At 73.9% G+C, this 24,799-nt stretch carries 26 protein-coding genes; 15 read left to right on the top strand and 11 right to left on the bottom strand.

Going from position 1 to position 24,799, the window contains the following annotated elements; genetic code table 11:
• Nucleotides 1-147: 147 nt before the first annotated feature.
• The 5 genes from BLV02_RS19270 to BLV02_RS19250 are packed head-to-tail and all read right to left on the bottom strand — an operon-like array spanning nucleotide 148 to nucleotide 6,622.
• Complete coding sequence (locus tag BLV02_RS19270; RefSeq protein WP_176986534.1) at nucleotides 148-1,044, bottom strand: NUDIX hydrolase; 897 nt, start codon at nucleotides 1,042-1,044, stop codon at nucleotides 148-150.
• Nucleotides 1,041-2,585, bottom strand: coding sequence for a CYTH and CHAD domain-containing protein (locus BLV02_RS19265; protein ID WP_069109698.1), 1,545 nt, complete (start codon nucleotides 2,583-2,585; stop codon nucleotides 1,041-1,043). Before BLV02_RS19265 ends, BLV02_RS19270 begins: the two co-directional genes overlap by 4 nt.
• Nucleotides 2,582-4,657: an RNA degradosome polyphosphate kinase gene (locus BLV02_RS19260; protein ID WP_083288302.1), complete on the bottom strand. Its 2,076-nt coding sequence runs from the start codon at nucleotides 4,655-4,657 to the stop codon at nucleotides 2,582-2,584. The genes BLV02_RS19265 and BLV02_RS19260 overlap by 4 nt, the downstream gene beginning before the upstream one ends.
• A 46-nt stretch (nucleotides 4,658-4,703) precedes the next feature.
• Nucleotides 4,704-5,348, bottom strand: a complete 645-nt coding sequence (locus BLV02_RS19255) for a response regulator (RefSeq protein WP_069109696.1) — start codon at nucleotides 5,346-5,348, stop codon at nucleotides 4,704-4,706.
• Nucleotides 5,336-6,622, bottom strand: a complete 1,287-nt coding sequence (locus tag BLV02_RS19250; RefSeq protein ID WP_069109695.1) for a sensor histidine kinase — start codon at nucleotides 6,620-6,622, stop codon at nucleotides 5,336-5,338. The genes BLV02_RS19255 and BLV02_RS19250 overlap by 13 nt, the downstream gene beginning before the upstream one ends.
• Before the next feature lie 141 nt (nucleotides 6,623-6,763).
• On the opposite strand from BLV02_RS19250, the gene BLV02_RS19245 reads away from it, so the two are divergent.
• Both BLV02_RS19245 and BLV02_RS19240 read left to right on the top strand, forming a co-directional pair.
• Nucleotides 6,764-7,495 carry an ABC transporter ATP-binding protein gene (locus tag BLV02_RS19245; RefSeq protein WP_069109694.1) on the top strand — a complete coding sequence of 244 codons (732 nt, stop codon included), beginning with the start codon at nucleotides 6,764-6,766 and terminating at the stop codon, nucleotides 7,493-7,495.
• On the top strand, nucleotides 7,489-10,017 hold the full coding sequence (locus BLV02_RS19240) for an ABC transporter permease (protein WP_069109693.1): 2,529 nt from the start codon (nucleotides 7,489-7,491) through the stop codon (nucleotides 10,015-10,017). Before BLV02_RS19245 ends, BLV02_RS19240 begins: the two co-directional genes overlap by 7 nt.
• A gap of 279 nt (nucleotides 10,018-10,296) precedes the next feature.
• On the opposite strand, the gene mshD is transcribed toward BLV02_RS19240, so the two are convergent.
• A complete protein-coding gene (gene mshD / locus BLV02_RS19235) occupies nucleotides 10,297-11,265 on the bottom strand; it encodes a mycothiol synthase (RefSeq protein ID WP_069109692.1) in 969 nt (322 codons plus the stop codon).
• Between the two features lie 31 nt (nucleotides 11,266-11,296).
• Nucleotides 11,297-12,061 (bottom strand): winged helix-turn-helix transcriptional regulator, encoded by a 765-nt coding sequence (locus BLV02_RS19230; RefSeq protein ID WP_083288301.1) that lies wholly within the window; start codon nucleotides 12,059-12,061, stop codon nucleotides 11,297-11,299.
• A gap of 91 nt (nucleotides 12,062-12,152) precedes the next feature.
• Here BLV02_RS19230 and BLV02_RS19225 point away from each other — a divergent pair, with 91 nt between their 5' ends.
• Together BLV02_RS19225 and BLV02_RS19220 are read left to right on the top strand one after the other, a co-directional pair.
• A complete protein-coding gene (locus BLV02_RS19225; RefSeq protein ID WP_216094017.1) occupies nucleotides 12,153-12,983 on the top strand; it encodes an alpha/beta hydrolase in 831 nt (276 codons plus the stop codon).
• A gap of 7 nt (nucleotides 12,984-12,990) precedes the next feature.
• Nucleotides 12,991-13,266: a MoaD/ThiS family protein gene (locus BLV02_RS19220; RefSeq protein WP_069109691.1), complete on the top strand. Its 276-nt coding sequence runs from the start codon at nucleotides 12,991-12,993 to the stop codon at nucleotides 13,264-13,266.
• Between the two features lie 13 nt (nucleotides 13,267-13,279).
• Here the strand turns inward: BLV02_RS19220 and BLV02_RS19215 are convergent, their stop codons facing one another.
• Complete coding sequence (locus BLV02_RS19215) at nucleotides 13,280-14,692, bottom strand: PQQ-binding-like beta-propeller repeat protein (RefSeq protein ID WP_069109690.1); 1,413 nt, start codon at nucleotides 14,690-14,692, stop codon at nucleotides 13,280-13,282.
• 194 nt (nucleotides 14,693-14,886) lie between these two features.
• Here BLV02_RS19215 and BLV02_RS19210 point away from each other — a divergent pair, with 194 nt between their 5' ends.
• The 5 genes from BLV02_RS19210 to BLV02_RS19190 all read left to right on the top strand — a co-directional run bounded on the left by BLV02_RS19210 (nucleotide 14,887) and on the right by BLV02_RS19190 (nucleotide 18,001).
• Entirely contained in the window at nucleotides 14,887-15,723 is an 837-nt protein-coding gene (locus BLV02_RS19210; protein WP_069109689.1) for a hypothetical protein, read from the top strand.
• A 36-nt stretch (nucleotides 15,724-15,759) separates the two neighbouring features.
• Nucleotides 15,760-16,164, top strand: a complete 405-nt coding sequence (locus tag BLV02_RS19205) for a thioredoxin family protein (RefSeq protein WP_069109688.1) — start codon at nucleotides 15,760-15,762, stop codon at nucleotides 16,162-16,164.
• A 250-nt stretch (nucleotides 16,165-16,414) separates the two neighbouring features.
• Nucleotides 16,415-16,858: a DUF4395 domain-containing protein gene (locus BLV02_RS19200; protein WP_069109687.1), complete on the top strand. Its 444-nt coding sequence runs from the start codon at nucleotides 16,415-16,417 to the stop codon at nucleotides 16,856-16,858.
• Nucleotides 16,855-17,703 carry a sulfurtransferase gene (locus BLV02_RS19195; RefSeq protein ID WP_069109686.1) on the top strand — a complete coding sequence of 283 codons (849 nt, stop codon included), beginning with the start codon at nucleotides 16,855-16,857 and terminating at the stop codon, nucleotides 17,701-17,703. The genes BLV02_RS19200 and BLV02_RS19195 overlap by 4 nt, the downstream gene beginning before the upstream one ends.
• 1 nt (nucleotide 17,704) lies before the next feature.
• Entirely contained in the window at nucleotides 17,705-18,001 is a 297-nt protein-coding gene (locus tag BLV02_RS19190; protein ID WP_069109685.1) for a DUF1416 domain-containing protein, read from the top strand.
• Between the two features lie 359 nt (nucleotides 18,002-18,360).
• Here the strand turns inward: BLV02_RS19190 and BLV02_RS19185 are convergent, their stop codons facing one another.
• The gene (locus BLV02_RS19185; protein WP_069109684.1) at nucleotides 18,361-18,723 is read right to left on the bottom strand and encodes a DsrE family protein; all 363 of its coding nucleotides are present in this window, start codon (nucleotides 18,721-18,723) and stop codon (nucleotides 18,361-18,363) included.
• Nucleotides 18,724-18,768: 45 nt separating this feature from the next.
• On the opposite strand from BLV02_RS19185, the gene BLV02_RS19180 reads away from it, so the two are divergent.
• From BLV02_RS19180 to ygfZ, 3 genes are all read left to right on the top strand, one after another.
• Nucleotides 18,769-19,197, top strand: a complete 429-nt coding sequence (locus BLV02_RS19180; protein WP_069109683.1) for a YybH family protein — start codon at nucleotides 18,769-18,771, stop codon at nucleotides 19,195-19,197.
• Nucleotides 19,198-19,304: 107 nt separating this feature from the next.
• A complete protein-coding gene (locus BLV02_RS19175) occupies nucleotides 19,305-19,823 on the top strand; it encodes a heme-binding beta-barrel domain-containing protein (protein ID WP_069109682.1) in 519 nt (172 codons plus the stop codon).
• A gap of 28 nt (nucleotides 19,824-19,851) precedes the next feature.
• Nucleotides 19,852-20,826, top strand: coding sequence for a CAF17-like 4Fe-4S cluster assembly/insertion protein YgfZ (gene ygfZ / locus BLV02_RS19170; protein WP_069109681.1), 975 nt, complete (start codon nucleotides 19,852-19,854; stop codon nucleotides 20,824-20,826).
• On the opposite strand, the gene BLV02_RS19165 is transcribed toward ygfZ, so the two are convergent.
• Together BLV02_RS19165 and dtd are read right to left on the bottom strand one after the other, a co-directional pair.
• Nucleotides 20,814-21,662 (bottom strand): NAD-dependent epimerase/dehydratase family protein, encoded by an 849-nt coding sequence (locus BLV02_RS19165; RefSeq protein WP_069109680.1) that lies wholly within the window; start codon nucleotides 21,660-21,662, stop codon nucleotides 20,814-20,816. The two genes, ygfZ and BLV02_RS19165, sit on opposite strands and share 13 nt — an antisense overlap.
• 11 nt (nucleotides 21,663-21,673) lie before the next feature.
• A complete protein-coding gene (gene dtd / locus BLV02_RS19160) occupies nucleotides 21,674-22,105 on the bottom strand; it encodes a D-aminoacyl-tRNA deacylase (RefSeq protein ID WP_069109679.1) in 432 nt (143 codons plus the stop codon).
• 74 nt (nucleotides 22,106-22,179) lie between these two features.
• Between dtd and BLV02_RS19155 the strand changes: the two genes are divergently transcribed.
• The 3 genes from BLV02_RS19155 (at nucleotide 22,180) to BLV02_RS19145 (ending at nucleotide 24,781) form a co-directional block, all read left to right on the top strand.
• Nucleotides 22,180-22,929, top strand: a complete 750-nt coding sequence (locus BLV02_RS19155) for an SDR family oxidoreductase (RefSeq protein WP_069109678.1) — start codon at nucleotides 22,180-22,182, stop codon at nucleotides 22,927-22,929.
• A gap of 54 nt (nucleotides 22,930-22,983) precedes the next feature.
• A complete protein-coding gene (locus BLV02_RS19150) occupies nucleotides 22,984-23,946 on the top strand; it encodes an asparaginase (protein ID WP_069109677.1) in 963 nt (320 codons plus the stop codon).
• Nucleotides 23,947-24,202: 256 nt separating this feature from the next.
• On the top strand, nucleotides 24,203-24,781 hold the full coding sequence (locus tag BLV02_RS19145; RefSeq protein WP_069109676.1) for a TetR/AcrR family transcriptional regulator: 579 nt from the start codon (nucleotides 24,203-24,205) through the stop codon (nucleotides 24,779-24,781).
• Nucleotides 24,782-24,799: the final 18 nt, after the last annotated feature.

Genomic DNA, 24,799 nt, shown 5'->3' with positions numbered 1-24,799 from the left:
CAACGTGTGCCGCTCTGGTCAACCTGTCGGTGACGACGACCGGGCCCGCCCCCGGGGGTGGCCGTCAGCGTCCACCTACCACGGCGCAACCTCGCGAGGCCCCATCCACCGTCCCGCCCAGGCACCCGGCCCAACGCAGCGCTCTTACTAGAGTCCAGCCGAACGGGGCGGGGCGTGCCGTTCCACCGCGACGACCTGGCCGTCGTCGTGGTGCAGCACGGCGAACGCGCCCGGCTCGAGCCCGCCGTCGGCGTCGGTGCCGGCCGCCGCGAAGAGCAGCGGCAGCACCGGGCGGTGCGAGCACACGACGGCCGCGCCGTTGCGGAGCAGCGACGCGATGATCTCCTCGGCCGGGTGCTGGTCGGCGGTCACCCGCAGGCTCTCCTCCGACAGGTGCGGCTCCAGCTCGACGACCAGTCCCTGCTTGCGGGCGAACGCGCGCACCGTCTCGGCGCACCGGACGGCGTCGCTGGACAACACCCGCCGGGGCGCCAGTGTCGCCAGCGCCTCGCCGAGCGGCTCGAGGTCGGCGATGCCGTCCGGCGACAGCGGCCGTTCGACGTCCGGGCCGGACCAGGACGACCGGGACACCGCCTTGGCATGCCGCAGCAGCACCAGCGCGGTGGTGCGCAGCGGACCACCCAACGCGGCCTGGACGAGTTCCGCGTCACGCTCGTGGGTCAGCCGCCGGACCGCCTCGCCGGCCGGCAGGAACACCACCTCGTCGACCTCGTGGTCGGGCAGCCGGGGCGCCGCGTGCGGGTCGGCCTCGGCCAGCCAGTAGTGCACGGTCTTCGGCCGGCCGGCGACGGGGTAGTGCTGCTGCGGCAGCGGCCGGCCCAGCGTCACCCGATGCCCGGTCTCCTCGAACACCTCGCGGACGGCGCACACCAGCAGCGACTCGCCCGGCTCCCGTTTCCCCTTGGGCAGCGACCAGTCGTCGTACCGGGGGCGGTGCACGAGGCACAGCTCGACCTCGCCGCCCGGCCGCGCGCGCCAGAGCACGGCCCCGGCGGCGAGCACCGGGTCGCGCCTGGGCGTCACGATTCCATCCATCGGCGCCACTTCGCCCGACGCACGTTCCGCCAGGTGTCCGCGAACGCCGCGCGCGCGGCGTGCACGTGGGCCCGCTCGTTCGAGGCCAGCACGCCGAGCGCGAACGCGACGTCGGCGGAGGCGTGTTCGGAGTGGGCCAGCTCGCGGGCCCGGGCAGCGGCCAGCGCGGCGTCCTGGTGCTCGCCCAGGATCTCGGTGATCTTCTCGAGCTGCTTGGCGAACGCCTTCGCGTCGGAGCCGAGCACGGGAGCGACGGCCTCGGCGGCGTAGCGGGCCCGCTTGGCGGCCAGCCGGGCGATGTGCCAGTCGTCGTCGGGGGAGGCGTCGGTGAGGTCGTCGGCGGCGCGGTCGAGCTTCGCCCACGCCTTCGCGACCAGTGTCGGCAGGACGTCGCGGCCGGGACGCTCGGCGTCGGCGCGGGTCAGCGGCTGGGCGACGGCGCGGACCAGGCTGTCGTGCAGGGCGAGGTAGCGGTGGTCGTCGAGCAGCTCGCCGACCCTGACGCGGGCGTCGGCGACCGAGCCGCCCAGCACCTCGGCCAGCAGCTGCTTCACCTCCGTGGCGGGGAGGTCCGGCGGGAGGTCGCCGCAGTGGCGCTCCAGCCGCTCGCGCAGCACGTCACCCTCGCGCAGCTCACCCAGGGAGCGGGCGAACCACGCCAGCTCGGCGCGCAGCTCCTCGGCCCACGGCCGGTCCAGGATCGGCCGGAACGTGCGCAGCCCGCTGCGCAGCCGGCGCGCGGCCACCCGCAGCTGGTGGACGGCCTCGGGGTCGGCCGGCTCGCGGCGGAACGCGACGTCGGCCGCTCGCAGCGCCCGCACGTGCAGCGCCAGGTACGCGACGAGCGCGTCGTGGGCCGGGTCCTTGGGCCGCGGCACCGGCAGCTCCGGCACCTCAGGCGGGGCCGCCGCGTTGGGACCGAGCGCCCGGACCACCTTGGCGACGAACTCGCCGCCGACCGCGCCGGCCTCCGTCAGCGCCGCCGCGACGCTCGCGATGAGCGGGCCGCCGTGGCGCTCTTCCAGCTCGAGCTCCCGGAACCGGGCGGCGACGGCGCCGTCGGCGCCGACCACGTGGACGGTGTCGTCGACCAGCTCGCCGACATCGCCGTCGCCGTCGCCGGCGCGGATCAGCTGCCGGGCCCGCGTCGTGCGCAGCGTCGAGACCAGCCGCAGCGGCTCAGTCCGCGTGATCACCCGGACCAGCGCGGCCAGCGCGGGCGGCGGGACGTCACCGTCGTCGAGCGGCAGCCGCACCTCGTCGCGGGCGCCGACGCCGCCGGCCGGCAGCTTCAGGTGCCAGCCCTCGTCGTCGCCGCTGCGACGGCGGAAGGTGATGCCCTCGCGGGCCAGCCGCAGGTCGTCGGTGTCGTAGTAGGCCGATTCCAGCTCGACGACGCCGAGATCGTCGACGCCGCCCACGCCGGGCAGGGTGGAGAGGTCGGGGATGCGGAACAGTCCGTGCACGCGGAACTTCTGCTCGACCTCACGCTCGGTGTGCGGTCGGGCGGTCTGCTCCGCACGGTTCACGTGGTGGACCTCCGGCGCTGTTTGCGTTCGATGAGCACCTGCTGCATGTCGGACAGCGGTGCGCCGTCGGGGTCGGTGTGCACGCGGTCCCATGTCCCGTCGGGGCGCAGGTGCCAGGACGCCGTGCCGGGATCGAAGGCGAGGTCGAACAGGCCCTCGACCTCGTGGCGGTGCTCCGGCCGGCTCAGCCGCACCAGCGCCTCGACCCGGCGGTCGAGGTTGCGATGCATGAGGTCGCCGGAGCCGATCCAGTGCTCGGCGTCGCCGCCGTTCTCGAACGAGTAGATGCGCGAGTGCTCGAGGAACCGGCCGAGGATGCTGCGCACCCGCACGTTCTCGGACAGCCCGGGCACGCCGGCCCGGATGCTGCAGATGCCGCGCACCCAGATGTCGATGGGCACGCCCGCCTCGGACGCCTCGTACAGCGCGTCGATGATCGCCTCGTCGACGATGCTGTTCATCTTGAACCGGACGCCGGCCGGGAGCCCGGCCCGGTGGTGCTCGATCTCGCGCTGGATGCGGTCGACGATGCCGCTGCGCAGCGCGTGCGGCGCCACCAGCAGCCGCTTGTAGTCGGACTCCAGCGAGTAGCCGGACAGCGTGTTGAACAGGTGGTTGAGGTCTTCGGCGACGTCGGCGTCGGCGGTGAGCAGGCCCATGTCCTCGTAGATGCGGGCCGTGCGCGGGTGGTAGTTGCCGGTGCCGATGTGGCTGTAGCGCTGGATGCCGCCGGCTTCGTCGCGCACCACCAGGCACAGCTTGCAGTGCGTCTTCAGCCCGACCAGGCCGTACACGACGTGGACGCCGGCCTGCTCGAGCTTGCGCGCCCAGGTGATGTTGGCCTGCTCGTCGAAGCGCGCCTTGATCTCGACGACGGCGAGCACCTGCTTGCCCGCCTCGGCGGCGTCGATCAGCGCGTCGACGATGGGGGAGTCGCCGCTGGTGCGGTAGAGCGTCTGCTTGATCGCCAGCACCCGGGGGTCGGCCGCGGCCTGCTCGACGAAGCGCTGCACGCTGGTGGAGAACGAGTCGTACGGGTGGTGCACCAGCACGTCGGCCTTCGAGATGGCCGCGAACATGTCCGCCGGCGACGCCGACTCGACGTCGCGGAGGTCGCGGTGGGTGGCCGGCAGGAACGGCCGGTACCGCAGCTCCGCGCGGTCGAGGTCGGCGATGGCGGTGAGGCCGGTGAGGTCGAGCGGGCCGGGCAGCATGAACGTCTCGCCGTCGCTGACGCCCAGTTCGCGCTGTAGCAGGTCGAGCACGTGCGGGTCGACGGTCTCCTCGACCTCGAGCCGGACCGCCGGGCCGAACCGCCGCCGCATGAGCTCGCGCTCCATGGCGGTCAGCAGGTTCTCGGCGTCGTCCTCCTCGACCTCGACGTCCTCGTTGCGGGTGACCCGGAACATGTGGTGCTGCAGCACCTCCATGCCCGGGAACAGCTGCGCGAGGTGCGCGGCGATGACGTCCTCGAGCGGCACGAACCGCTGCTCGGCCACCGGCAGGAAGCGCGGGAAGTTCGGCGGCACCTTGACCCGGGCGAAGTGCTCGGTCGAGTTGCGCGGGTTGCGCACGACGACGGCGAGGTTCAGCGACAGCCCGGAGATGTACGGGAACGGATGGGCGGGGTCGACGGCCAGCGGCGTCAGCACCGGGAAGATCCGCTCGCTGAACAGCCGCCGCAGCCTGACGTGCTCGGCGTCGTCGAGGTCGTCCCACCGGGCGATGTCGATGCCCTCCTTGACCAGCGCCGGCAGCACGTCGCTGCGGAAGCACTTGGTCTGCCGGGCCATCAGCTCGCGGGTGCGTTCGAGCGTGCGTTCGTGCACCTCGCGCGGCATCATGCCGCTCACCGACGGGAACGCGACGCCGGCCGCCATGCGCCGTTTCAGGCCGGCCACGCGGATCATGTAGAACTCGTCGAGATTGCTGGAGAAGATGGCCAGGAAGCGGGCCCGCTCCAGCAGCGGCACGTCGGGGTCCTCGGCGAGCTCGAGCACCCGGTGGTTGAAGGCGAGCCACGACAACTCGCGGTCGAGATAACGCTCTTCCGGCTTGGTCGGCTCCGCCATGTCCCCATGCTGACACGCGCGAGTGAACACTGGGTAGCGCCGGTGATCACGACTTCAGATAGGCGAGGACGGCCAGCACACGGCGATGCCCGGTGTCGCCGTGCGCGAGGCCGAGTTTGGCGAAGATGTTGCGGATGTGCTTGCTGACGGCGGTCTCGGTGACCACCAGGCGCGCCGCGATGTCGGGGTTGGCCAGGCCCTCGGCCATCAGCGCCAGCACCTCCCGCTCGCGCGGCGTGAGCGTGCGGATCGGGTCGTCGGCGCGGCGGCGGACCATGAGCTGCGAGACCACCTCGGGGTCCATGACGGTGCCGCCGCGGGCCACCCGGTGCAACGCGTCGAGGAACTGCTCGACCTTGCCGACGCGCTCCTTGAGCAGGTAGCCGACGCCGTCGGCGCCGTTGGCCAGCAACTCGGTGGCGTAGCTGTCCTCGACGTAGGCGGACAGTACGAGGACGGGCAGTCCGGGCCGCTCGCGCCGTGCCGCGGCGGCCGCCTCGATGCCCTCGGCCTTGAAGTCGGGCGGCAGCCGCACGTCGACGACGGCGGCGTCGGGCCGCTCGGCGCGCACCGCCGCGAGGAAGTCGACGGGGTTGTCGACGGCGGCGGCCACCTCGATGCCCTCGCCGCCCAGCAGCAACACCAGACCCTCGCGCAGCAGGGTGTCGTCCTCGGCGATCACGACGCGCACGGGATCACCGCCTCGACCACCGTCGGGCCGCCGAGCGGGCTGGTCACCGTGGTCTGGCCGTCGAACGCGGCGACCCGGCGGCGGATGCCGGCCAGCCCGCTGCCGCCGGACTCGTCGGCGCCACCGTGGCCGTCGTCGCGAACGTGGATCACCAGCGTCTCCTCGTCACCCCGGCTGGCCGGGGGCCGCAGTGTCAGCGTCACCTCGACGTGGTCGGCGCCGCTGTGCTTCGAGGCGTTCGTCAGCGCCTCGGCGACGACGAAGTACGCGGCCGCCTCGAGCGCGGCGGGCAGCCGACGCAGCCGGTCGACGCGCAGCGTGCACGGTATCGCGCAGCGGGCCGCCAGCGCCGCCAGCGCGCCGTCGAGGCCACGCTCGGCCAGCACCGGCGGGTAGATGGTGCGGACGACGTCGCGCAGCTCGGTCAGCGCGTCGCCGGCCTGGTTCTGCGCCTGGAGCAGCAGGGGCAGGGCGGAGGTGGGGTCGCGGCGCAGCGCCCGTTCGGCGATGCCGAGGTGCATGATGACGCCCATCAGCCGGTTCTGGGTGCCGTCGTGGAGGTCGCGCTCGATGCGCCGCAGCTCGGCGCCGTGCGCCTCGAGCGCGGCCGCGCGGGTGGCCGTCAGCTCGGTGACGCGTTCGGACAGCCGCGCGTCCTTCGTCGGCCGCAGCAGCTGGCCGGCCACCCCGGCCTGCCATCTGGCCAGCAACGGCACCAGCGTCAGCGTCAGCACCAGCCAGCCGAAGCCGAGCGGCAGCATGCCCAGCGCACCGGCCCAGGACGTCACCGGGTACGGCGACTGCACCGGGTCGTCGGCCGGCATCGCCGACCAGTAGATGGGCACCACGGCGGCGTTGACGACGCTCAGCGGCAGCAGCACCGCCACGACCCCGACGACCAGCCCGGTGAGGCCGTGGAACAGCACCCAGCCGACGTCGCGCCAGGTGGCGGGGTCGGCGAGCAGCGTGCGGGTGGGCACCTTCGGCGCGCCCGCGTCGTCCTGATGGGTGCGCGGCGGGTCGGGGGAGGCGTAGGGCCGCGGGACCGGGCGGCCGGTGAAAGTGGCGACCCGGTGGCGCTCGTCGCCGGCCCAGCGGCGCACCGCCCGCACCGTGGACGGGACGGCCAGCCAGCCCACGCCGACGAGCGTGAACGCGGCCACCAGCAGCACGCGGATCAGCAGGACGAGCGCCACCGCCGAGCTGACGAGACCGCGCAGCAGGAACGGCAGCGCCCGCCGCGTCGCCCGGTACGCCGCTCGCACTCTGTCCATGTGTTCAGCATGCCCGAGCGGGCGCCGCCAGACGGTATACCCAGCACCACCATTGATCGGGGCGCCAGCGGGATCGTTCCCGCCACTGCCGATCCATAACGTCGTGACCAGGCCCTACAAGGAGGAAGCGACGTGCACACCATGACGGCACCGGCGGTCCGGCTCGACGCCGTGACCAAGATCTACGGCAGTGGCGAGCAGCGGGTCACGGCGCTGCACGAAGTCGGCGTCGACCTCGCCGTCGGCACCTTCACCGCGGTGATGGGCCCGTCCGGGTCCGGCAAGAGCACGTTCCTGCACTGCGCGGCCGGGCTCGACCGGCCGACGTCGGGGTCGGTCCGGCTGGCCGACACCGAGCTGTCGACACTCTCCGACAACGAGCTGACGGTGGTCCGGCGCGACCGCATCGGCTTCGTGTTCCAGGCCTACAACCTGCTGTCGTCGCTGACGGTCGAAGACAACGTGTCGCTGCCGCTGCGGCTGGCCGGACGCGAGATCGACCCCGGCTGGATCGCCCGGGTCGCCGGGTCGGTCGGCCTCGGCGACCACCTGCAGCGCCGCCCGGCCCAGCTCTCCGGCGGCCAGCAGCAGCGGGTCGCCATCGCGCGGGCGCTGGTCACCCAGCCCGACGCGGTCTTCGCCGACGAACCCACCGGCGCGCTCGACACCCGCACCGGCCGGCAGGTGCTCGAACTGCTGCGCCGCATCGTCGACGACAGCGGCCAGACGGTCGTCATGGTCACCCACGACCCGGTCGCGGCGTCGTTCGCCGACCGCGTGCTGTTCCTGGCCGACGGCCGGGTCACCGGGGTCATGGACGCGCCGACGGCCGAACTGGTGGCCGAGCGCATGACGAAGCTCGGGGCGTGGTGACCGTGCGCGACATCGCCCGCAAGACCATCAAGGGACGCAAGGCCGGGTTCATCGGCGCGTTCCTCGCCGTCCTGCTCGCGTCGGTGCTGGTCACGTCGCTCGGCGTGCTGGTCGAGTCCGGCATCCGCGGCGGTCTGCCGCCGCAGCGCTACGCCGGCGCCGACGTCGTGGTCAGCGGCGTGCAGGCGCTCCCCGTCGTCGAAGACACCGACATCGCGCTGCCCGAGCGGGTCCGGCTGCCGGCCGACGCTGTCGACGCCGTCGCCGACGTGCCGGGGGTGGCCGAGGCGGCCGGCGACGTCAACGTCCCGGTCAGCGTGGTGGCCGACGGCGCCGTGGCCGACCTGTCCCGGCCGGTCGTCGGGCACGGCTGGTCGGCGGCGGCGCTCGCACCGTTCACGGTCGACGGCGGCGACGGCCCGCGCCGCGACGACGAGGTGGCGCTCGAGGCCGGCCTCGCGTCGTCGCTGGGCGTCGAGACCGGCGACCGCGTCGACCTCGCCGTCGGCGGGGTCCCGTCCACCTACACGGTGAGCGGTGTGGTGTCCCGGCCCGGCGACGCGCGGGAGTCGGCGGTGTTCCTCACCGACGAGCGGGCCGGCGAACTGGCCGGGGCGGGTGGGCGGTGGGACGCCGTCGTGGTGGTCGCCGACGACGGGGTGTCCGCCGGCGAGCTGGCCGGTCGCATCGCCGACGCCGTGCCCGACGTGCGCACCCACACCGGCGACGCCCGCGGCCACGTGGAGTTCCTCGACATCGGCCAGGCCCGCGGCGAGCTGACGGTCATGGCGATGTCGCTGGCCGGCACCACGGTGCTCATCGCGATGTTCGTGGTGGCGGGCACGCTGGCGCTGTCGATCCAGCAGCGACGGCGCGAGTTCGCGCTGCTGCGTGCGGTCGGCGCCACGCGGGGGCAGGTCCGGCGGCTGGTCGGCGCCGAGGTCATGTTGCTGGGGGTCACGGCGGCGGTGCTCGGCGCGGTGCCCGGGTACCTGGTGGCGGTCGGGCTCGGGCGGGCGTTCGCCGGCACCGGTCTGCTGCCGGCCGACTTCCAGCTCGCGATGAGCCCACTGCCGGGGCTCGCGGCCATCGTGCTGTGCCTGGTCACGGCGCGGCTGGCGGGGTGGGTGGCGGCCAGGCGACCGGCGCGGTTGAACCCCGTCGAGGCGCTGGGCGAGAGCGCGGTCGAGGAGCGGCGCCTCGGTGCGGGCCGGGTGGGTGCGGGGGCGGTGCTGGTCGTGCTCGGGCTGGCCGTGTCCGGTGTGCCCATGCTGGTGCCCGGCATGGTGGGCGTGGCCGCGGCGGCGGGCGGGGCGCTGCTGCTGGCCATCGGCGTGGCGCTGCTCGGGCCGCGGGTGCTGGGCGCGGCGGCCGGGCTGCTGGCCGCTCCGATCCGGCGGCTGTCGCCGGTGCACGGGTACCTGGCGACGGCGAACATGCGGGCCAACTCGCGCCGGCTGGCGGCGGCCGTCACGCCCATCGTGCTGGCGGTCGCGGTCGTGTCCGTCCAGCTGTTCAGCCAGAGCACGCTGGCGGCCGCGGCCGGACGGCAGACCATCGACGGCGTCGTGGCCGACCAGGTGATCACGGGGCGCGACGGCGGGGTGGGCGGGGCGGTGACCGACGAGCTGCGCCGCGAGCTGGGCGACGACGCCACCGTGACGCCGGTCGTGCACAGCCAGGTCATCGTCCGCTACACCGAGCTGGGCGACCCCACTCAGGAGTCGTTCGCCGCGCAGGGGCTCGACCCCGCCGGACTCCACCGCACGCTCGACCTCGAGGTCCGCGACGGCGACCTCGGCGACCTCCGCGACGGCACGGTGGCGTTGAGCCGCAACGCCTCGGCCACCTTCGGCGCGTCCGTCGGCGACACCGTCGACATCGTGCTCGGCGACGGCACCGTCATCGAACCGACGGTGGTCGCGGTCTACGGCCGCGGCCTCGGCTTCGGCGACGTCACCCTGCCGCACGACGAGCTGGCCGCGCACACCACGACCGGCCTCGACAGCTGGGTGCTGATCGGCGGCGGCGACCCCGGCACCGTCGCGCAGGTGGCGGCCGAGCACCCCGGCCTGGCCGCCGGCACCGGGTCCGACCTGTCCGCGGCCGGCTCGTCCGAGCGGTCCGCCGAGACGTCGTCCAGCCTGGTGGCCATCCTCGCGCTGCTCGCGTACCTGGCGGTGTCGGTGGTGAACACGCTGGTCATGGCCACGGCCGAGCGCACCCGCGAGTTCGCCCTGCTCCGCCTGGCCGGCGCGGCCCGGCGGCACGTGCTGGCCATGATGCGGGTCGAGGCGGGGGTCATCGTCGCGGTGTCGGTGCTGGTCGGCCTGCTGGTGGCGCTGCCCCCGCTGGTCGGTATCAGCATCGGGCTCACCGAGTCGCCGCTGCCGTCGATCTCACCGGCCGGCTTCGGCGGCATCGTCCTCGCGACCTCCCTGCTCGGCTTCCTCGCCATCGGCGTCCCGGCCCGCGCGGCGCTGCGCCTTCGCCCGGTCGACGCGATCGGGCTGCGGGAGTAAAGGGCGCCCCCGAGTCGTGGGGTGGGACTGGGTGACGGGAGCGTCAACTGTTGGCGCTCTCGTCACCTACGCTGCGATCACCACCCGTTCTGCGTTGTCGTCGTGGCCGGTCCGGCGCTGCGCCTCCGCCCGGGGTGACGTGGTCGGGCTGCGGCTGAGAGGGTCGTGGAGGCCGGGTTCTGGCGCTGGGGTCATGGGGTGGCGTGTTGACGGGAGCGTCAACTGTTGGCGCTCTCGTCACCCACGCTGCGATCACCACCCGCCCGGCGCTCAGGCGGCTCAGTCGCGGCGGTAGGCGACGTCGATGGCGTGGCGGGTGAAGCCTTCGCGCTCGTACAGGCGCACGGCGGCGGTGTTGTCGCCCTCGACGTACAGGGTCACGGTGCGTACGCCGGCCACGTCGGCCAGGTGGCGCAGGCCGGCGATGGTCAGCGCGCCGCCCAGCCCGCGGCCGTGCGCCGAGGGCGCCACGCCGAGGACGTAGACCTCGCCGAGGGGCGCGTCGACGCCGCCGCCGGGGCCACTCGATTCCGGCCCTCGACGGGACAGCATGTCTCGGCCCGGGTTGGGGTCGTGCGGGTGCACCTTCGTCCAGTGGAAGCCGAGCACCCGGTCGTCGGCGTCGACGGCGAGGAGGAAGCCGGCCGGGTCGAAGTCGGACGCCGCCTCGGCCGCCGCGATGTCGTCGAGGGTCTGGCCGCCCTGCTCCGGGTGCCAGTCGAACGCGGCGTTGTTGACCTCCAGCCACGCGGCCTCGTCCTGGCCCACCACGAACGGGCGCAGCCGCACGCCGTCGGGCAGCACGGGCTCCGGCAGCTCGCCGGGCGCGATGCGGCGGCGCAGTTGCAGCAGCTCGCGGGCCCGCACCAGCCCGTGCCGCCGAGCCAGCGCCGCGGCCGCCGGGTGATCACCGTGCGACCACAGCCACAGCTCGCCGGACACGGCGCCGAGCAGATCGGCCAGCAGCCCGCCGCCCAGCCCCTGCCCCCGCCGCGCCGGGTCGATCACCAGCTCCGCGGCCTGCCGGTCGCCCTGCCGCGCCGCGTACGCGGCCCCGGCCAGCTCGCCGGTTCCGGCTGGCTCGCCCGCACCAGCCCCAGTCGGCACCGTCAACGCCGCGATGGTCGCGCCGGAGCGGGCGGCCGGGAAGAGGTCGTCGGAGAAGGGGGCCACGCCGTCGGCGGCGCGGGCCCGCTCGGCCAGTGCCGTGACCTGGGCCAGTTCCGCCGGGGTGAACGTCGTCGCCACGGCAGCGACCCTACCCGCCGGGCAGAAACGGTCAGTCGGACAGCGTGATGCTCATGCCGGCGCGGTCGGTGGCGACGTCGTCCTCAGGGAGCGGGACGCCCGCCGGGGGGCGGCCGGAGCGGCCCTGCTGAGGTGGGACGAACCGGTAGCCGACGTTGCGGACGGTGCCGATGAGCGACTCGTAGTCGGCGCCGAGCTTCGCCCGCAGCCGCCGCACGTGGACGTCGACCGTGCGCGTGCCGCCGAAGTAGTCGTAGCCCCACACCTCCTGCAGCAGTTGGGCGCGGGTGAACACCCGGCCGGGGTGCTGGGCGAGGAACTTGAGCAGCTCGAACTCCTTGTAGGTGAGGTCGAGCGTGCGGCGCGCCACCTTGGCGGTGTAGGTGGCTTCGTCGATGAGGAGGTCGCCGGAGCGGATCTCGTCGGGCGCGTCGTCGCCGGCGGCGGCCAGCCGGCCCTGCGCGAGCCGCAGCCGCGCCTCGACCTCGGCCGGGCCCGCGGAATCGAGCAGGACGTCGTCGATACCCCATTCGGCGGTGACGGCGGCCAGCCCGCCCTCGGTGACGATGGCCATGAGCGGGACGTCGACACCCGTGGTGCGGATGAGGCGGGTGAGGCCGCGCGCCTGGGAGAGGTCGCGGCGGGCGTCGACGGCGACGACGTCACCCGTCGGCGCGTCGACCAGCGCGGACGCCTCCGCGGGCAGCACCCGGACGTCGTGCAGGAGGAAGCCGAGGGCGGGCAGCACCTCGGCCGACGACTGCAGGGAATTGGTCAGCAGGACGATGGTTGCCATGTCGCGACCTCCTGTCGGCCGGGGCCGTTGAACGCAGAAGGGACCTGCCGGCGTCATCGCCCAGGTCCCTTGGTGAGAGAGAATAGCTGATATGCCGGACCTCGACACTCCTGGGGCAGCCACCGCGCCCCGGCCGGACGCACGCCCGCAACGCTCCGGACACTCGCGCCGCCTGCAGGCGGCCGACGGGACGCTGCTGCACGCCCGCTACTTCCCCCGCCGCGACGGCGTCGACGGCGACCTCGCCGTCGTCGTCGCGCACGGCTTCACGCAGAGCTCGCACAGCCCGCAGATGAAACGCATCTCGAGCTGGCTCAGCGAGCACGCCTCCGTCGTCCTGCTCGACCTGCGCGGGCACGGCCGGTCGCGCGGACACTCGACGCTGGGCTGGCGCGAGGTGCTCGACATGGACGCCGCCGTCAGCTGGGCGCGCGCGCTCGGCTACCGGCGGGTGGCGACGCTCGGGTTCTCGCTCGGCTCGGCGGTCGCGGTGCGCCACGGCGCGCTGCACCGCGGCGTCGGCGCCGTGGCCGCCGTCAGCGTCCCCGGCGAATGGCACTACCGCGGCACCGCCGCCATGCGCACGCTGCTGCGGCTCATCCTCACCAAGCCGGGCCGCGGGCTGCTGCGGCTGCTGCGCCGCACGCGGGTGTCGCCGTCGGGCTGGTCCACGCCCGACCCCATCGACGCGCGGGCGGCGGCCGCCGAGCTGGACGTCCCGCTGCTGGTCGTGCACGGCGACGAGGACGGCTACTTCCCGGTGCACCACGCCTGGCAGGTGCACGCCGCCGCGCCGTCCGGCTCGCTCTGGCTGGAACGCGGCTTCGGCCACGCCGAGGCCGGCGCCACCGAGTCGCTGGTGACGCGCATCGGCGCCTGGCTCGACGAGCACACCCTCGCGGTCGACCCGGTGCGGGCATGATGTCCTGATGGCGAAGGTGACGCTCCGCTACTGGGCGGCTCTCCGCGCGGCGGCCGGCATCCCCGAGGAGGTCGTCGACGCCGGCACGCTCGCCGAGGCGCTGGCGGCGGCCCGCTCGGCGCACAGCGGGTCAGCGCGCTTCGCCGCCGTCCTCGACATCTGCGCCGTCGTCGTCGACGGCACCCCGGCCGGGTCGCGCGATCCGGCCGGCATCGTCCTGCGCGACGGCACCGCGGTCGAGCTGCTCCCACCCTTCGCCGGCGGGAGCAGCCCGGACCGCTGAGCGGCGACGGACGTCAGCCGTCGGCGCGTGGGCCGCCGACCAGGTAGGACGTCTCGCCCACGCCGCCTTGCAGCAGCGCCACGCCGACCTCGTCGTCGACGAGGTCGAAGCTCTCGTGCGGCGGCTCGATCGCCGTCGCCTCAGCGCCGGCGAGGTCGACGGTCAGGGTGCCGTTCTCGGTGGCGCCGAAGACCGTCGAGTCGTCGATCGCGGACCCCTGGATCGTGAAGTCCGTGGCGACCGGGGTGACCGTGCCGGCCTCGACGTCCAGGATCAGCGCCCCGCCCGACCAGCCGGTGAACAGGCGCGTGCCGTCGGGGGAGAGCAGCGCGCCGGCGGCAGCCAGGCCGCCGGAGTCGGCGATGACCGGCTGCGCACCGGCGAGGTCGGCGGCCGACGGCGTCGCCGGCTCGTGGGTCGCGGCGTCCAGCCAGGTGACCTCGAAGGCGGTGGCGTTCTCGTCCGTCGCGGCGATGGTCAGCAGGTACGGGCCGACCAGGATCGTCGTGTGGTTCGGTCCTTCGGCGAAGAGCAGGTCCTCCTCGTTCGGCGTCGACGTGACGGTGTTCCACGCCTCGGCGCCGTCGAGCGTGCGGGCCAGCCAGCCGACGTAGGTGTCGCCGTCCTCGGAGACCTCGTAGGCGATACCGCGGACGTAGGAGATCATCAGGTCACCGGAGACGCCCGCGAAGAACTCGTCGAGGTCGTACGCGCCGACGACCATGGGCTCCGGGTCGCGGTTGACCGGGACGAACTCGGTGGCGCCCGGCTTCAGCAGGAAGTCGCCGGCCAGTACGCCCTGGTCGGTCCAGAACACCTCGGTGTGCGGGTTCTCGCCCTGCGCGACGGTGATGTGCTCCTCGGCCTCGAAGGCGGGGTCCTCGCTGCCGGCGTTGCCGCCGTCGTCGCCACCGGCGTCGGCCGGCCAGGCGAGGTAGCCCCACGCGGTCGACGCCTCGGTGACCGCGTCGCCGGCGTTGTCCTCGGTGACGACGACGGCGACGCCCGGGCCGCCGTCGACCTCGGTGGCCCGCAGCGCCGACACCTGGCCGGGCAGCACCTCGGATTTCCACAGCCGCTCGCCGGTCTCGGCGTCCAGCGCGAGGATGTGGCGAGCGGTGGTGGGGTCGGACGCGTCGGGCTCGAGGGCGAACACCGTGCCGTCGGCCAGGGCCGGGCGTTCCAGGTCCGGGTGCGACCAGCAGGTGCCGGGGTCCAGGCTCTCGGGGAGGGCGTCGGTGAGCTCGGGCGGGCAGCTGAACGCCGGGGTGGTCTCCTCCGGGGTGGACGGGTCGTCGGACGGCTCCTCGCTCGGCGCCTCGGTGCTGGTCTCGTCGGCCGACGGCTCCGAGTCGTCGCCGCATGCCGTCAGGGCGACCGCGGCGACGGCCAGGAGCGCTGTGGCGCGGCCGCGAATGTTCCTCATGTCCAGTGGATCCTCTCGAACGAGCTGCGCGGTGTGCCCGGTGACGTAAAACGATGTGCCATATACCGTAGAGGACCGGGCCGCGTCCAGCAGGCGAGACCGAGATCACGCCGTGCCTCGGGGGCAGCCGGACTGTTGTGGAGTTGTTGTCATTTCGGCGCGGGTGGGCGGTCCGCGTCTGCAAGCATTCAAAGGTGCCCTCCGTTCATGCCTCGCTGGCCGTCGCCGCCCTCGCCGGCGTCCTGGCCCTGGCGTCGGCATCCGGGGGTGCGCTGCTGGCCGGTGGCCTCGCCCTGGTCATCCTGATCTTCACGCTCGGCGGCGTGGCCGCGGCCCGGGCCGGCGCGGCGCGCTGGTCGGCCGGCATCGCGCTGGCCGCCGGGCTCGGCGCGCTCGGGTGGACGTGGACCGAGGGCGGCTCCGACCTCACCCCCATGGCGGCGGTCCTGGGCCCGACACTCGTGGCGTCGATCGTCGTGCAGCTGCTGCGGCGCGACGGCCGGGCCGGGCTGACCACGTCGCTGGCGCTGTCCGTCACCGCGTGCGTGCTGGCGGTGCTGCCGGTGGCCTGGCTGGCGCTGCGCGAGTCCGGCGACGGCGAGTACCCGGTCGGGCTGGCGCTGCTGGGCGTCGGCGCCGTCGGGCTGGCCGAGTCGCTGCCGGTGTCGCGGGCGGTGCGCCGGCTCATCGGCGTGCTGCTGGCCGCGCTGGGCGCGGGTGCACTGGTGCTCACCACCGACTGGGTGGGCGACGCCGTGCCCGCCGTCAGCGCCGTCGTCGTCGCCACGTTCGCCGGCCTGCTGGCCGCCGTCGCGTTCGCCGCCGTCGACCGCCTGGCCGACGAGTTCACGCCCCAGCCGCAGCCGGTCGCGGTGCAGGTGGGCGCCGCCGCGCCGGCCGAGACGGGCGACGGCGCCGAGGTCGCGGCCGTGCCGCGGGGCGCCGGAGCGTTCCTGCCGCTGCGGGTCAGCCTGCCGTTCGTCGCCGCGGCGCCGGTCGCCTACGTGCTGGGCCGCATCTTCGTCGGCTAGGGAATCGTCCGCCGCGGCGGGCGCGTTGTGCCCGGTGTGACAGGACTGGTGGTCGTCGTCGCCGTGCTCGCGGCCGCCACGGCGTTCGGGCTGTGGCGGCGTGCCCGCGACGGCCGGGTGGTGGAGGCGAGGGTGGACGAGCAGCTGCTGGGCCCCGACGAGCTGGGCGCGCCGCTGGGCGAGCGGGCCACGCTGGTGCAGTTCTCGACGGCGTTCTGCCAGCCGTGCCGGGCCGCCCGCGCCACGCTGTCGCACGTCGCCGCCGACACCGAGGGTGTCGTGCACGTCGAGATCGACGCCGAGCACCACCTCGACCTCGTCCGGCGGCTGAACATCCTGCGTACGCCCACCACGCTGGTGCTCGACGGCACTGGCCGCATCGTCCGCCGGGCGACCGGCGCGCCACGGCTGGCGGAGGTGAGAGCCGCCCTCCCTGCCTGATTTGGCCGGATCCCGAGACGACATATCTCGTTATTTGATACGGACGGTGACGACGGCGTGTCGTCGCCGTACGCTCGTCCCATGTTCCGCACCGAGCTCTGGAAGCGCCGCGCCATCGACTTCGGTCGCGCCGCGTCCATGCTCTGTCTGCCCTGACGGGGAACGGCCCCGCCACGCGGCCACGCATTCGCGTCCACGGCCTCTGCCGTTCCTGACGAACATCTCCCGTTCCGTCCACGTCAGGAGGACCATGCCGACTCGCATCGACCCACGCGGTCCCCGGTTCGCGGCCACGCTCACCACCGTCGTCCTCGCGGTCGTCCTGGTCACCGGCAGCGCCTGGCTGCTGGCCGTCCAGGGTCTGGTGTTCGCGGCCGGAGCGGTGTTCGGGCTGCCGCGGGCGCCGTACGGGCAGCTGTACGCGAAGCTCGTCCGGCCCCGGCTCGGTCCGCCCGGCGAGCTCGAAGACGCCGCGCCGCCGCGGTTCGCCCAGGCCGTCGGGCTGGTGTTCGCCGTCGTCGGCGTCATCGCGTTCGCGGCCGGGCTGACCGCGGTCGCGTACGTCGCCGTCGCGGCCGCACTGGCCGCGGCATTTCTCAACGCGGCCTTCGGCTTCTGCCTGGGCTGCGAGCTGTACCTCGCCTTCCGGCGTCTGTTCCCATCCCAACCCAACACCACGGAGGTCGCGTCATGAGCCGCGAGTCCAGCCTCGTCTCGGCCGACTGGGTCGAGCAGAACCTCGACAACCCGAAGGTGGTGCTCGTCGAGGTCGACGAGGACACCGCCGCCTACGACAAGAACCACATTCGCGGCGCCGTGAAGGTCAACTGGTCCACCGACCTGCGCGACCCGCTGCGTCGTGACTTCGTGAACAAGGAGCAGTTCGAGGCGCTGCTCGGCGGTCTCGGCATCGGCAACGACGACACCGTCGTGCTGTACGGCGGCAACAACAACTGGTTCGCCGCCTACGCGTACTGGTACTTCAAGGTCTACGGCCACGGCGACGTGCGCCTGCTCGACGGCGGCCGGAAGATCTGGGAGCTGGAGAGCCGCGAGCTGGTCGACACCGCCCCGGCGCGCGAGGCCACCGCCTACACCGCGCAGGACCCGGACAACTCGATCCGCGCCTTCCGCGACGAGGTCGTCGCCTCCATCGGCGCGCAGAACCTGGTCGACGTCCGCTCGCCCGACGAGTACGCCGGCCGGCTGCTGGCCCCGGCCCACCTGCCGCAGGAGGTGTCGCAGGTCCCGGGCCACATCCCGACCGCGGCGAACGTCCCGTGGAGCAAGGCGGCCAACGACGACGGCACCTTCCGCTCCGACGACGAACTGCGCGCCCTCTACGGCGACGCCGGCGTCGACTTCGGCAAGGACACCATCGCCTACTGCCGCATCGGCGAGCGCTCGTCGCACACGTGGTTCGTGCTGCGCGAGATCCTCGGCGTCGAGAACGTCAAGAACTACGACGGCTCGTGGACCGAGTACGGCTCGCTGGTCGGCGTCCCCGTGGCCCTCGGCGATGAGCCCGGGACGGCCTGACATGTGCGGAGCCACCACCGGCGGCGTGTCGTTGGAAGGAGTCGACGTGACCAAGGAGACCGTCATCCAGGGTGTCGTCCACCGTGACGACGCGCCGCTGGCCGGCGCGTACGTGCGGCTGCTCGACGCGACCGGCGAGTTCACCGCCGAGGTCCCGACCAGCGCGACCGGCCAGTTCCGGTTCTTCGCCGCGCCCGGCACCTGGACGCTGCGCACGCTGGCCCCCGGCGCCGACACCGTCGACCGCTCGGTCGTCGCCGACATCGGCGTCACCGACGTCGACGTCCACGTCGGCTGATTCACGGACACACGAACGGGGCCGGCACTCGCCGGCCCCGTTCCGCTCCCTGCGGGTCGTCCGCTACCTCAGCAGCGCGACGACCTGGTGCAGGGCGACACCAACGATGGACAGCGCTCCGACCCGCCGGAGATCGTCGGCCACCTGGCCGAGCACCTCGGTGTAGCCCATCTCTGGACTACACCGGGCGGAATCCCGATGTAGTTAACCCACCAGAGTGACATCTGGTCAGCAGAAACGTCAACGACTAGGCTGGTATCCAGCCGGGGGAGGTGCTGGTAACACCGGTGATCCCGGCCGGACCCCGGCGCGTGGCTTCGTTGCCTTGACTCCGCGCCGGGGTTTCTGCTGCTCAGCCCTCAGTAGACGAGGGCCTGGGCGCCGTCGGCCATGATCTCCTCGACGAAGGTCGGGGCGCCGGCGATGCGGACCCCGGGGATGACGTCGTCGGGGCCGATGCCGCGGCGGGCGGCGCACTGGGTGCACAGCGTCACCGTGCCGCCGGCCAGCAGCGCGTCGAGCAGGTCGGGCAGCGGCGCGGCGTGCGGCAGTTCGAACTCGGCGGCCCGGCCGGGCAGCGCGAACCACGCGGACTCGCCGGTCAGCCACAGCGACACCGACGCGCCCGCTGCGAGCGCCGTGGTCGCGACGGTGAAGGCCTGCGAGCACCGCTCCGGCGCGTCGGACCCGGCGGTGACCTTGACGACGAGGGTGCGCTCCATGGAACGCAAGCCTCACACACCGCCGCGCTGCCTCGTCGGAGGGGCATGGACACCACCGAGATCACGGCCCTGCTGGACGCCCGGTCCGCCGCCATCCACGCGAAGGACCTCGACCGGCTGATGTCGTTCTACGCCGACGACATCGTGTACTTCGACGTCGTCCCGCCGCTGTTCTACGCGGGCGCGGACGCCATGCGCGACCGGTTCGCCGACTGGTTCGCCCGCTGGTCCGGCCCGATCGGCCAGCAGACCGAGGACGTCCACGTCGAGGACGGCGGCGACGTCGCGGTCGTGCGGATGCTGATCCGGACCAGCGGCACGCTGGCGACCGGCCGCGAGGTCGGCTACTGGGTCCGCGCCACCGACGGGCTGCGGCGCGGCGCCGGCGGCTGGACGATCGCGCACGAGCACGTGTCGCTGCCGGTCGAGTTCCCGCAGGGGACCGCGGCGATGCACCTCGTGCCGGGCGGCTAGACTGCGGGCGTGCTCGAACTCGTCTTCACCAGCATCCTCGTCCTGGTCACCATCGCCGCCGGGATGATGGGCGTGCTCGTGGTCTACAAGCTGTTCAAGGGCCAGGCTTGATCGAGATCCCCGAAGACCTCCACCCGGCCTGCCTGCCGATCGCCTGGCTGCTGGGCCGCTGGGAGGGTGCGGGTCTCGGCGACTACCCGACCATCGAGGCGTTCCGGTTCGGCCAGGAGGTCGAGTTCAGTTACGTGCCGGACAAGCCGTTCCTGTCCTACCGCAGCCGCAGCTGGATCCTCGACGACGACGGCAACCTCGTGCGGCCCGCGGCCCGCGAGACCGGCTACTGGCGGCCGCAGGAGAACGACGAGATCGAGGTGCTGCTCACGCACCCGACCGGGTTCGTCGAGATCTACATCGGGCAGACCGAGCCGGCTCGGGTCGAGCTGGCCACACGCGGCGTCCTGAAGACCGAGACCGCCAAGGACTACCGCACCGGCCACCGGCTGTACGGGCTGGTCGAGGGCGCGCTGATGTACGTGTACGAGATGTCGGCCATGGGCCACGAGCTGCAGCCGCACCTGTCGGCCGAGCTCAAGAGGGTCGCCGGGGCCACCGAAGCCCGGGACTGATTCCGGGTCTCCCGGCGTTGGGAAGGATATGGACGCCTACCGCAGCCCGCTGCTCGCCACCCCGGGGGCCGTCGCGGCCACCGAGCCCGACGACGGCGTCGCCGCGCACTACGGCGACCCGTTCCGCGAGCAGCGCCGCCTCGTCGCCGGCGAGGGCGCGGTCGATCTCTCGCACCGCGGCGTCCTGCGGGTCAGCGGGCCCGACCGCCTGACGTGGCTGCATCAGCTGCTCACCCAGCACGTCGAGCGCCTCGAGCCGCACCGCGCCACGTCCGCGCTGGTCCTCGACGCGAACGGCCGGGTCGAGCACGCGCTCTACGGCGTCGACGACGGCGAGGCGTTCTGGTTCCACACCGAGCGGACGTCGGCCGAGCCGCTGCGCGACTACCTGGAGAAGATGAAGTTCTGGTCCCAGGTCGAGGTCGCCGACGTCACTGACGAGTTCGCCCTCGTCTGGGAGCCCCGGCCGGAACCGGCCGAGCGGCACCTGAGCCGGGTCACCGAGCGCGGCCGCGACGTGTTCGTCCCGCGCGCCGAGCTCACGGCGTACGTCACCGATCCGGCCGGCGTGTGGGCGTACGAGGCGCTGCGCATCGAGGCGCGCGAGCCGCGTCAGGGCCTCGACACCGACGACCGCACCATTCCGCACGAGGTCGGCTGGATCGGCACCGCCGTGCACCTCGACAAGGGCTGCTACCGCGGCCAGGAGACCGTCGCCCGGGTGCACACGCTGGGCCGGCCGCCGCGCCGCCTCGTCCTGCTGCACCTCGACGGCTCCGTCGACACCCTGCCCGAGCACGGCGCCCCCGTCGAGCTCGACGGCCGCACCGTCGGCACCGTCGGCTCGGCCGCCCGCCACCACGAGCTGGGCCCGGTCGCGCTCGCCGTCGTCAAGCGCAACACCCCCGTCGACGCCGAACTGCTGGCCGGTGGGGTGGCCGCCGCCCAGGAGGTCGTCGTCGACCCCGAGGCCGGCCTGCACGTGCGGCCTCAGCTGCGCTGACGCCACCCGTACCGCGGCTCGTAGCCGAGCACCCGGCGGGCCTTCTCGATCGACAGCAGCGTCTCGTGCTCACCCACCTCGCGGCGCCGCTCGACGCCCGGGAACACCTCGTCCAGCAGCTCGCCGTTGGGCCGCTCCATGACGGTGTCGGCGTTGGCGATGACGAACACGTCCGCGCCGGTCAGCGGAGCTTCGAGGGCGAGCCGGACGGCCTGTGCGGCGTCGCGGGCGTCGATGTAGCCCCACAGGTTCCACTTGCGCAGCAGCGAGTCGTCCTGGAACGACGGGAACCGCTCGTAGTCCTCGGGGTCCATGACGTTCGACAGCCGCAGCCCGATGATCTTCTGCTCCGGGTCCCAGCGGCAGAACTGCTCGGCCATCGTCTCGCCGACCAGCTTCGACAGTGAGTACGCGGTCTCCGGCCGGCCCGCGTACTCCTCGTCGACGGGGACGTACGGCGGCGGCGTGTCGAACGGCAGTCCGAGCACCGTCTCGCTGGACGCCCACACGACGTTCTTGATGCCCAGCTGCCGGGCCGCCTCGAACACGTTGTACGTGCTCAGCGTGTTGACGGAGAACGTGACGGGGTTCGGCGCCAGCCCCGGCGCCCGGATGGCGGCGAGGTGCACGATGCCCGTCACGCCGTCGACGCGGTCGTCGATGCCGGCGAACGCCGCCACCGTCTGCCCGTAGTCGGTGAGGTCGACGCGGCTGTGCCGGACCGACGGGTCGGCCGGCGGCACGAGGTCGACCGAGGCGACGTCGTAGCCGTGCGCCGTCAGGTCCGCGACGCAGGCCCGGCCGGCCTGGCCGCTGCCACCGGTCACGATGATCATGGGGTGCCCCTTCAGGTTTCGAGAACGAGTGTCACCGGGCCGTCGTTGACCAGGCCGACCCGCATGTCCGCGCCGAACACGCCGGTCTCGACGGTCGCGCCGAGCCCCCGCAGCGCGGCGACGAACGCGGCGACGAGCGGCTCGGACACCGGCCCCGGCGCCGCCGCGCCCCACGACGGGCGGCGGCCCTTCGCGGTGTCGGCGTAGAGCGTGAACTGGCTGACGACGAGGATCGGCGCGCCGACGTCGGAAGCGGACCGCTCGTCGGCGAGGATGCGCAGGCCCCAGATCTTGCGGGCCAGCTTGGCGGCGTCGTCGGCGCTGTCGTCGTGGGTCACCCCGACCAGCACCAGCAGCCCCTGCCCGTCCGGCTCGATGGCGCCGACGACCTCGCCGTCGACCGAGACCGACGCCGACGCCACCCGCTGCACGACCGCTCGCATGCTGCGCATCGTCGCACGAACGCGGCGGCCGTTTGCCGCCAGCACCGCCCGCCGGGCGCACGCAGGATCGAGGCATGAACACGCAACCTCCCCTGAACGGCCGGGCGGCCATGGTGATCGGCGGCAGCCGCGGCATCGGCGCGGCGGTGGTCCGCCGGCTGGCCCGCGACGGCGCCGACGTCGGGTTCACCTACGTCTCCGCGGCCGGCGCCGCCGACGAGCTGGTCGCCGAGGTCGAGCGGACCGGACGGCGCGCGCTCGCGCTGCCGGTCGACAGCGCCGACGCCGCCGCGCTGGCGGCCGCCGTCGACGTCGTCGCCGACCGGTTCGGCCGCCTGGACGTCCTGGTCAACAACGCCGCGCTGTACCCGGTCGGCCCGATCGACGAGCTCACCGTCGAGGAGTTCGACCGCACCGTCGCCGTCAACGTCCGCGCCCCGTTCGTCGCCGCGACGGCGGCCGCGCGGCACATGACCGGTGGCGGGAGCATCGTCACGATCGGCAGCCTGGTCGCCGAGCGGACGGTCTTCCCCGGCTACGGGCTGTACTCGATGAGCAAGACCGCGCTGGTCGGGCTGACGAAGGGGCTCGCGCGCGACCTCGGCGGACGGGGCATCCGGGCGACCCTGGTGCATCCCGGGCCGACGGACACCGACCTCAACCCGGCGGACGGGCCGTACTCCGACACCATCCGGTCGCACACCGCGCTCGGCCGGTACGCCGGCACGGACGAGATCGCCGCCACCGTCGCGCACCTCGCCGGCGACGACGGCCGCTTCATCACCGGGACGTCGGTGCTGGTGGACGGCGGTTTCACCATCTGAGTCGCTCGTGACAGGATCGTCGCACCTGTTTGCGCCGACGATCCGAGGAGCGACATGCACGCGGGCGACGCCGTCCTGGTGGCTGAGGTGGTCCGGTCGGGGCTGGTCGAGTCCCGCCACCGTGGCTCGGTGGCCGCGCTGGCCGCCGACGGGTCGGTGGCGTTCGCCGCCGGCCGCGCCGACGAGCCGATGTACCCACGGTCGTCGAACAAGCCGGCGCAGGCCGCGGCGATGCTCCGGCTGGGGCTGCCGCTCGAGGGCGAGCTGCTGGCGCTCGCGGCGGCCAGCCACTCCGGCGAGCCGATCCACCTCGACGGCGTGCGGCGCATCCTCGCGCTCGGCGGGCTGGACGAGTCGGCGCTGCGGAACACGCCGGGCTTCCCGATCGACCACGACACGATGGTCGACTACGTCCGCAAGGGCGGTGAGCCGTCGTCGCTGGCCGCCGACTGCTCCGGCAAGCACGCGGCGATGCTGCTGACCTGCGTCGTCAACGCATGGCCGGTCGAGGACTATCTGGACCCGGCGCATCCGCTGCAGGCGGCGATCCACGACACCGTCGGCTCGCTGGCGGGTGCGCCGGTCGCGCACACCGGGGTGGACGGCTGTGGCGCGCCGTTGTTCGCGGTGTCGTTGGTGGGGCTGGCGCGGCTGTTCCGGTCGCTCGCGCTGGCGCCGCCGGGGTCGCCGGAGCGGCGGGTGGCCGACGCCATTCAGGCGCACCCCGAGTACACCAGCGGCACCACGCGCGATGAGGCGCAGCTGATCCGCGGCGTGCCGGGCCTGTTCGCCAAGGCCGGCGCCGAAGCCGTCCTCGCCGCCGCCCTCGACGACGGCCGCGCGGTCGCCGTCAAGATCGACGACGGGGGAGCGCGGGCGCGCATGCCGGTCCTGGTCGCCGCCCTCCGGCGGCTGGGGGTCGGCGCCCCGGTGCTGGACGCCCTCGCCGATGCCCCCGTCCTGGGCGGTGGTCACCCCGTCGGCACCCTCCGCCCCGCCCTCGACCGGTCAGCCTGACGGGTCAGTCCTCGGGCCAGCTGTGCGGCTCGATGATCCACGGCCGGCCGGGCCCGTCGCGCCGCGCTTCGTGGCCGAGCGGCAGCTCCGCCAGCTCGGCGACCGTCGAGCAGGGTCCGCTGCACCACGGCGCCGAGGTCGGCGGGGAAGCGTCCGCCGGTGAACGGGAACGGCCGCGACGGGAACAGCTCCTGCGGGTCTCCGCGCCGGTCCACGCCGGCACTCCAGCCGCCTGTCGCTGTGGGAGAGTGGGCCGGTGAGCGACCTCCGCGCCCGCCGGCGCCGCACGACCCGCGGCGAGATCGTCGAGGCGGGGCTGCGGCTGTTCGACGAGCGCGGCTACGACGCGGTGACGATGGAGCAGATCGCGGCCGCCGCCGGGGTGTCGCGGCGGACGCTGTATCGCCACTTCCCGACGAAGGACCGGATCCTGCTCGACCTCCCGGCCGAGTGGATGGCGATGTGGGACGAGGTGGTCGCGGGCGTCGCGGCCGACCTCCCGCCGCGTGACGTGGTCGAGCAGGCCGCCCGCGCCATCGGGGCGCGGCTGGACGCCGAGAGCGCGCGCATCCGCACCGCCTGGCGCATCAGCGACGCCGTCCCCGCCCTGCAGGCGGCGTTCCTCGCGAACCCGGCCTGGACGGCGCGCGTGGTGACGGTGCTGGAGGACCCGGCCCGCGGTACGCCGCTCGACCGCGCGACCGCGGTGGTGATCGCGGGCGCCTATCTGGGTGCGCTGGATGCGGCGATGCTGCGGTGGGCGGCCGAGGGCGGCGGGACCGTCGCCGAGGCCGTCGAGCTGATCCTCGACCGGCTGGGGGCGATCTGGCCGTAGCTGGCACGTTGTGCCATC

Origin of the sequence: Jiangella alba (genome assembly GCF_900106035.1) — a bacterium.
GTDB classification, from domain to species: Bacteria; Actinomycetota; Actinomycetes; order Jiangellales; family Jiangellaceae; genus Jiangella; species Jiangella alba.
The sequence above is the reverse complement of the archived record's forward strand: the minus strand, read 5'-3'. Positions and strand labels throughout refer to the sequence as shown.